Here is an 8726-nt window from a genome sequence, read left to right on the forward strand (position 1 = left end):
GCGGCCCGGCTGCGGCACATTGCCGGAACGCAGTGGTCAACGAAACGGTACATGAACATGCGGCCACTGTTTCAGGCCGAGGAAACCCAAACCGAAGCCGCTGTCGCTTGAAAAAATGTGCGAAAGATTCTGGACACTACCAAGGCCTCCACCAGCTGGCGCTGGTCCTCGGAGCCGAAGTGGCCGGGCAGATAGAGCAGTCCGGGTTGCATTGGCCGCTTTTCCCTCCGGTTGACCGTCGAAAATGCTTTAAGGTCGATAAGGCGTTTGTCCGGGTGATCGGGGTTCAAACCCTCCCGGCCTTACCGCAACCGCCGGGGCTGATCACTTTTGCGTGGGCGAAGCGCTTGATAGGCCTTAGCCTCCTGCCTATATAGCGACCGACAGCCGGTGCGCCCCAGGGAATCGGGCAGCCGGAACCTAATCTTAATCAGGAGGCGGACCCCCTTAGCCAACGGGGGCGGGCAAGTGCCGGATGGGCTTTCCCAGGCTCCGCCTGCCAATTGGAGGATCAAGATGGCGAAAGTGATTGGTATCGACCTCGGCACCACCAACTCCTGCGTTGCGGTGATCGAAGGCAAGAACCCCAAAGTGATCGAGAATGCCGAGGGTGCCCGCACCACCCCCTCGATCGTGGCCTTCACGGCGGATGGCGAAACCCTGGTGGGCCAGCCGGCGAAGCGTCAGGCGGTGACCAACCCGGAGAACACCTTCTTCGCCATCAAGCGCCTGATCGGCCGCCGCTTCGATGACCCGATGGTCGCGAAGGACAAGAAGCTCGTTCCCTATTCCATCGTGAAGGCCGACAATGGCGATGCCTGGGTCGAAAGCCGCGGCAAGAAGTTCTCGCCCTCGCAGATTTCGGCCTTCACGCTGACCAAGATGAAGGAAACGGCGGAGCGCTATCTGGGCGAGACCGTCACCCAGGCGGTGATCACCGTTCCGGCCTATTTCAATGACAGCCAGCGCCAGGCCACCAAGGACGCCGGCAAGATCGCCGGCCTTGAAGTGCTGCGCATCATCAACGAGCCGACGGCGGCGGCCCTTGCCTATGGCCTCGACAAGAAGCACTCAGGCACCATCGCGGTCTATGACCTGGGCGGCGGCACCTTCGACGTGTCTGTGCTTGAGATCGGCGATGGCGTGTTCGAGGTGAAGTCGACCAATGGCGACACCTTCCTCGGCGGCGAAGACTTTGACATGCGCATCGTCGATTACCTCGCCGACGAGTTCAGGAAGGAGCAGGGCATCGACCTGCGCAAGGACAAGCTCGCCCTGCAGCGCCTGAAGGAAGCCGCGGAAAAGGCCAAGATCGAGCTCTCATCCTCGGCCCAGACCGAGATCAACCTGCCCTTCATAACCGCCGACCAGACGGGTCCGAAGCATCTCGCGCTGAAGCTCACCCGCGCCAAGCTCGAAGCGCTCGTCGAGGACCTCATCGCCAAGACGATCGAGCCCTGCCGCGCCGCGCTCAAGGACGCCGGCGTGACCGCCGGCCAGATCGACGAGGTGGTTCTCGTCGGCGGCATGACGCGCATGCCGAAGGTCATCGAGACGGTGAAGCAGTTCTTCGGCAAGGAGCCGCACAAGGGTGTGAACCCGGATGAAGTGGTGGCCATCGGCGCCGCCATCCAGGCCGGCGTGCTCAAGGGCGAAGTGAAGGACGTTCTGCTGCTCGACGTGACGCCGCTGTCGCTCGGCATCGAGACGCTGGGCGGCGTGTTCACCCGCCTGATCGACCGCAACACCACGATCCCGACCAAGAAGAGCCAGGTGTTCTCGACCGCTGACGACAACCAGACGGCCGTGACCATCAGGGTGTTCCAGGGCGAGCGTGAAATGGCGGCCGACAACAAGATGCTCGGCCAGTTCGACCTGATGGGCATTCCGCCGGCGCCGCGCGGCCTGCCGCAGATCGAGGTGACTTTCGACATCGACGCCAACGGCATCGTCAACGTCTCCGCCAAGGACAAGGCGACGAACAAGGAACAGCAGATCCGCATCCAGGCCTCCGGCGGCCTGTCGGACAGCGAGATCGAGAAAATGGTCAAGGAAGCGGAAGCCAATGCCGCCGACGACAAGAAGCGCAAGGACCTGGTGGAAGCCAGGAACCACGCCGAAGCCCTGATCCATTCGACCTCGAAGTCGCTTGCCGAGTTCGGCGACAAGGTTTCGGCCGCCGACAGGTCGGCGATCGAGAGCGCTGTAGCCGACCTTAAGTCGGCGCTGGAGACCGGCGATTCCGAAGCCGTGAAGAACAAGACCAACGCCCTGTCACAGGCCGCGATGAAGCTTGGCGAGGCCATGTACAAGGCCCAGGCCGGCCAGGCCGAGGCGGATGCGGCACGTGATGCCGGCGGCCCGAAGGGCGGCGCTGACGATGTGGTCGATGCCGACTTCGAGGAAGTGAAGGACGACGACAAGAAGTCCTGAGGCCCCAGATGACCAGGAACCCCGCTTCACGCCGCGGGCCCCCGGCGGGCCCGGCACGCGGGGCGGGGTTCCGCCATTTTGCGTTTCACATTGTTTCCGGTCCTGCGTGCCGTCCACGCGAGGACGACAACCGACAGCGGTAAGCATTCATGGCCAAGCGCGACTACTATGACGTTCTGGGGGTTGGCCGGTCGGCCGACGAGAAGGAACTGAAGGCCGCCTATCGCAAGCTTGCCAAGCAGCTGCACCCCGACGCCAACCCGGGCGACGCCAGGACCGAGGCCAAGTTCAAGGAACTGAACGAGGCCTATGACGTGCTCAAGGACCCGCAGAAGAAGGCCGCCTATGACCGTTTCGGCCACCAGGCCTTCGAGAACGGCATGGGCGGGCGCGGCGGCGCCGGTTTCGGCCCCGATTTCAATTCCTCGATGTCCGACATTTTCGAGGACCTGTTCGGCGATTTCATGGGCGGCGGCGGCGGCGGCGGACGTGGCCGCCGCGGCGGCGGGGGGGGGCGCAACAGCGGCGCCACGCGCGGCTCCGACCTGCGCTACAACATGGAGATCAGCCTCACCGAGGCCTTCACCGGCAAGAACGCACAGGTCCGCGTGCCCTCCTCGGTGTCCTGCGAGGTGTGCGGCGGTTCGGGCGCCAAGCCCGGAACGAGCCCCAAGACCTGCTCGACCTGCGGCGGCCAGGGGGCGGTGCGCTCGCAATCCGGCTTCTTCACGGTGGAGCGCACCTGCCCCTCCTGCCAGGGCCGCGGCCAGGTGATCCCGGACCCGTGCAGCGCCTGTTCCGGCCAGGGCCGCGTCACCAGGGAGCGCACGCTGTCGGTCAACATTCCGGCCGGTGTGGAGGATGGCACGCGCATCCGCCTCGCCAGCGAAGGCGGGGCAGGCCTGCGCGGCGGGCCTGCGGGCGACCTTTACATCTTCCTTTCGGTGCGCCCGCACGAGTTCTTCCAGCGCGACGGGGCCGACCTGTTCTGCAAGGTGCCCGTTTCCATGACGGCTGCCGCCATCGGCGGCGAGATCGAGGTGCCGACGATCGACGGAAAGAAAGCGCGCGTCACGGTGCCGGAAGGCACCCAGACGGGCAAGCAGTTCCGCCTCAAGAACAAGGGCATGCCGGTGCTGCGCTCGTCGCAGACGGGCGACATGTATATCCAGGTGGCGGTTGAGACCCCGGTCAACCTGTCGCGCCGGCAGAAGGAACTCCTCAGGGAGTTCGAAAAGGAAGCGAAGAACAACAGCCCCGAATCGGAGGGCTTCTTCGCCAGGGCCAGGGCCTTCTGGGACGGCTTCGGCAGCTGAGGGCCCGCCGCGCTCCGGCGGACGTTCATCCTGTGCGGCCGGCGTGCCGGGCATCACGCGTTGAAGGCGGTGGGGAAGCCTACTCCGCCGCCTTCCGCAAACCAGCGCCGGACAGCGCCTCCAGCGCCTCCAGCAGCTCCGACTCGCGCGCCCTGGCCTTTGCGGCATTCGCTTGCTTCACGTGGCCGAAGCCGCGGATCATGTCCGGCAGGCCGGCGAGTTCCAGCGCCACGCTGCTGCGGGCGAGCTCCGGTGTGGCGATGAGGCGCTCGATGAGGGCGCGGTAATCGGCGATGAGCTGGCGCTCCATCTTGCGTTCGGCGGTGCGGCCGAAGAGATCGAATGGCGTGCCGCGCAGGCGCTTCATCCTCGCGAGCACCTTGAAGGCGCTCATCATCCACGGACCATATTCCGTCTTCACCGGTTTCCCGGCGACGATATCGGCCTGGCGGCGGATGGGCGGCGCCAGATGGAACTTCAGCGTGAAGCCGCCGGTGAACTGCTTCGCGAGATTCTCCGCGAAGCTTCCATCGGTGTAAAGGCGCGCGACCTCGTACTCGTCCTTGTATGCCATGAGCTTGAAGAGATTCCGCGCGGCGACGAGCGCCAGAGGTTCGGACACGGCGCGCACCCGCGCGAGGAAGCCGCGATAGATTTCAGCATAGGCCGCATCCTGGTAGGCGGTGAGGAAATCGACGCGCCGCGCGATCGCCTCGTCCAGCGTCTCGGCCTTCTTCTCCTTCTCCGCCTTTGCGCCGATGATGGCGCGCACCGCTGCCTCATCCACCGCGGCGCGGCGGCCCCAGGCGAAGGCGGCGAGGTTCATCTTCACCGACACGCCGTTGAGCCGCACCGCCTCCTCGATCGACTCGCGGGCGAGCGGCACGAGGCCCTTCTGCCAGGCATGGCCCAGGGTGAAGAGATTGGCGGCAATCGAGTCGCCCATCAGCTTCGTCGCGATGCCGGTGGCGTCGATGGCCGAAAGCCCGCCCGGCTTCACCGCCGCCGCGATGCGCAGCGTGAGCGCCTGTCCCTGCACATCGAAATCCGCATCATGGGTGAAATGGGCCGGCATCACCTCATGGCTGTTGATGACGGCATGGGTCTTTGCCCGCGAGGCCGCCGCAAGGATGCGCTCCGACGCGCTGGTGACGAGGTCGCAGCCGAGGATCAGGTCCGCACCCCCCCGGGCCAGGCGCACCGCCGAGATGGCCCCGGGCACCGCGCCGATTTTGAGGTGCGTCACCACCGCGCCGTTCTTCTGCGAGATGCCCACCATGTCGATGAGCGCCGCTCCCTTGCCCTCGATATGCGCCGCCATGCCAAGCAGGTGGCCGATGGTGACGACGCCCGTGCCGCCGATGCCGGTGACGAGGATGCTCCAGGGCTTTTCGAGCAAGGGCAGCACCGGCTCCGGAAGGGCGGGGAAGGCCGCCTTCTCCACATCGATGGCGCCGCCGCCCGTTCCCTTCACGAGCTCGCCGCCCTCCACCGTCACGAAGCTGGGGCAGAAGCCCTTGAGGCAGGAGAAGTCCTTGTTGCAGCCTGACTGGTCGATCCTGCGCTTTCTTCCGAACTCGGCTTCGACCGGCTGGATGGCCACGCAGTTGGACTGAACCCCGCAATCGCCGCAGCCCTCGCAGACGAGCTCGTTGATGAACACGCGCCTGTTGGGATCGGGGAACTGGCCCTTGCGGCGGCGGCGGCGCTTCTCCGCCGCGCAGGTCTGATCGTAGATGAGGACGCTCGTGCCCGTCACCCCCATCAGCTCCGTCTGCACCGCCTGCAATTCAGCCCGGTGGTTGAAGCTGGTGAAGGGCGGGAAGGCGGCGCGCGAAGGGTATTTGTCCGGTTCGTCGGAGACCACCGCGATGCGCGTGACGCCGACCGCCCGCATCTGCCGGGCGATCTGCTCCACCGTCAGGCCGCCGTCATTGCGCTGGCCGCCGGTCATCGCCACGGCGTCGTTGAACAGGATCTTGTAAGTGATGTTGGTTCCGGTTCCGACAGCATGGCGGATGGCCATGAGGCCGGAGTGATTATAGGTGCCGTCACCGATGTTCTGGAACACGTGGCCGCGCTTCGAGAAGGGCGCTTCGCCGATCCAGTTGGCGCCCTCGCCGCCCATCTGCGTGGCGCCCTCGGTCTTGCGGCCCGGCACGAACTGCGCCAGCCAGTGGCAGCCGATGCCGGCATAGCCGCGCGCGCCATCGGGCAGAACGGTCGAGGAGTTGTGCGGGCAACCCGCGCAGAAATAGGGAACGCGGGCGACGAGGTCCGCCTGGTTGCGCGCGGTCGATTGATCGCGCAGCGCGGATGCGCAGTCATGCGTGGCGCGGTCCTGGATGCGGGCGGCGATGGCGAGGGCGATCTGGTTCGGCTCCAGCACGCCATGCGGCGCGAACAGCGTCCTGCCATGCTCGTCCTGCTTGCCGATGACGGCCGGGCGGTTTTCCTCCGCATAGAGAATGTCGCGCAGCTGCGCTTCGATCAGCGGGCGCTTTTCCTCCACCACAATGATGGTGGAGAGGCCCCTGGCAAACTCCTTCACCACCGTCTCTTCCAGCGGCCAGACCATGCCGATCTTGAGAAGGCGGATGCCGAGGCGGGCGGCCTTCGCCCCGTCGATGCCGAGATTGTCCAGCGCCTGCCGCACATCGAGATAGGCCTTGCCGGCGGCGGCGATGCCGAGCGTGGCCGCCTCGCCGCCGCGCAGCACGATGCGGTTGAGGCCATTGGCCCGCGCGAAGGCCTTCACCGCCGGGATCTTGTGCATGTGGATGCGCTCTTCCTGCGCGATGCGGTCATCGCCGGGGCGGATGGAGAGGCCGCCTTGCGGTGGCGCGGGCTCGGTGGGAATCACGAAGGCCGCCCGCTCCGGGCCCGCGTCCACCACGGCCGAGGACTCGACCGTGTCATGCACGCATTTGAGGCCGACCCACACGCCGGCATGGCGCGACATGGCGAAACCCAACAGGCCGTAGTCGATGATCTCCTGCACGCCGCCGGGCGCGAGCACCGGGATCAGCGCATCCATCAGCGCGATGTCGCTGGCATGGACGACAGTGGAGGATTCGCCCGAATGGTCATCGCCCGCGATGGCGAGCACGCCGCCATGGGGCGAGGTTCCGGCCATGTTGGCGTGGCGGAACACGTCGCCGGTGCGGTCGACGCCGGGGCCCTTGCCGTACCAGACGGCGAAGACGCCGTCATGCTTGCCTTCGCCGCGCATCTCGGCCTGCTGGGCGCCCCAGCAGGCGGTGGCGGCGAGGTCCTCGTTGAGGCCGGGCTGGAACACGATGTGGCGCGGCTCCAGCACCCTGGCCGCGGCCACGAACTGGTTGTCGACGGTTCCCACCGGCGAGCCGCGATAGCCGGAGACGTAGCCTGCGGTGTCGAGCCCGGCCTGCCGGTCACCCTCCGACTGCATCAGCACCATGCGCAGGATGGCCTGCGGACCGGTGAGGAACAGGCGTGTGACCGAAAGGTCATAAAGATCGGCAAGGCTGTGGGTCGACTTGGACATGGGCGCAACTATACTGGAACGCATGAACAATCAAAACGCTTCCACCGCGGGGGTCGCATTCCCCGAGGCCCTGAAGGTGTGGGCGAAGATCGGGCTTTTGTCCTTCGGCGGTCCGGCGGGGCAGATCGCGCTGATGCACAAGGTGGTGGTCGAGGAGCGCGGCTGGCTCAGCGAGAGGGAGTACCTGGCGGCGCTCAATTTCTGCATGCTGCTGCCGGGGCCGGAGGCCATGCAGCTTGCCACCTATTCCGGCTGGAAGCTGCACGGCACGAAGGGCGGGCTGGCGGCGGGGCTGCTGTTCGTTCTGCCGGGTGCCGTCATCGTGCTGGCGCTCACCATGCTCTACGCCCATTTCGGCAAGCTGCCGCTGGTCGAGGCGGTGTTCTACGGCGTCAAGGCCGCGGTGCTGGCCATCGTCATCGAGGCGCTGCTGCGGGTGGCCCGGCGGGCGCTGAAAACGCGGGCCGACTGGGCGATCGCGGCGCTGGCCTTCGCGGCCCTGTTCTTTTTCGCCTTGCCGTTTCCGCTGGTGATCCTCGCCGCGGCCCTGGTGGGCGTGTGGCGGGCAAGCGGCGCGGCGGAGGCCCATCAAGCCACGCTTCCGGGCTGGCGGGCGCTTGCCGGCACCGTGGCGTTGTGGGGCGCGGTGTGGCTGGTTCCGCTGGCCGGGCTGGCGCTGCTGCTCGGGCCCCATCATGTGCTGACCGAGGTCGGCGTGTTCTTCTCGAAGCTGGCGCTGGTGACCTTCGGCGGGGCCTATGCGGTGCTGGCCTATATGGCGCAGGCGGCGGTCGAGACCCGGGGCTGGCTCTCCGCCACGGAGATGATGGATGGGCTGGCGCTCGCCGAAACCACGCCGGGGCCGCTGATCCTGGTCACGCAGTTCGTGGGCTATTTCGCGGGCCTGCGGGAGACGGGATCGGTCTGGGGCGGACTTGCGGCGGCGGCGGTGACACTGTGGATGACCTTTGCGCCCTGTTTCCTGTGGATCTTCGCCGGAGCGCCCTATGTCGGCGCCCTCGGCAAACGCCCAAGGCTTTCCGGCGCGCTGGCCGCCATCACCGCCGCGGTGGTGGGGGTGATCCTCAATCTCTCGCTCTGGTTCGGGCTGCATGTGCTGTTCGGGCATGTGGAGCGCCTGCCGGGCTGGTTCCGGCCCTGGGCGCCGGACTGGACCAACCTTGATGGCTTTGCGCTGGCGCTGAGCGGGCTTGCCGCGCTGGCGCTGCTGCGCTTCCGGCTTGGCATCTTGCCGGTGCTGATGCTGAGCGCGGCACTCGGGGCGGCCTCAAAACTGCCGGAGCTCGTTTCGATTTAATGGACCCGAAACGCTGCTCAATCTCTTTGTTTTGTCGCATTTTCCAGGGTCAGCCGGTGTCCGGTTGACCGGAAAATGTTTTAGAGCATGATCTTATCGCAAAACCGGTTCCACTTTTGCGGATCATTCTTGA

4 protein-coding genes are annotated in these 8726 nt (G+C 66.3%); 3 read left to right on the forward strand and 1 reads right to left on the reverse strand.

The annotated features are described in order from the left end of the window. Positions 1–516 precede the first annotated feature (516 nt). Together dnaK and dnaJ are read left to right on the forward strand one after the other, a co-directional pair. Complete coding sequence (gene dnaK / locus IOC69_RS13045) at positions 517–2433, forward strand: molecular chaperone DnaK (RefSeq protein ID WP_290543992.1); 1917 nt, start codon at positions 517–519, stop codon at positions 2431–2433. A gap of 149 nt (positions 2434–2582) precedes the next feature. Further along, positions 2583–3749 carry a molecular chaperone DnaJ gene (gene dnaJ / locus IOC69_RS13050; RefSeq protein ID WP_290543993.1) on the forward strand — a complete coding sequence of 389 codons (1167 nt, stop codon included), beginning with the start codon at positions 2583–2585 and terminating at the stop codon, positions 3747–3749. A gap of 79 nt (positions 3750–3828) precedes the next feature. On the opposite strand, the gene IOC69_RS13055 is transcribed toward dnaJ, so the two are convergent. Beyond that, positions 3829–7275 carry an indolepyruvate ferredoxin oxidoreductase family protein gene (locus IOC69_RS13055; protein ID WP_290543994.1) on the reverse strand — a complete coding sequence of 1149 codons (3447 nt, stop codon included), beginning with the start codon at positions 7273–7275 and terminating at the stop codon, positions 3829–3831. Positions 7276–7297: 22 nt separating this feature from the next. Here IOC69_RS13055 and chrA point away from each other — a divergent pair, with 22 nt between their 5' ends. Next, positions 7298–8593 (forward strand): chromate efflux transporter, encoded by a 1296-nt coding sequence (gene chrA / locus IOC69_RS13060; protein WP_290543995.1) that lies wholly within the window; start codon positions 7298–7300, stop codon positions 8591–8593. Positions 8594–8726 lie beyond the last annotated feature (133 nt).

The sequence above is a fragment of the Aestuariivirga sp. genome, assembly GCF_020252405.1.
Lineage (GTDB): Bacteria > Pseudomonadota > Alphaproteobacteria > Rhizobiales > Aestuariivirgaceae > Aestuariivirga.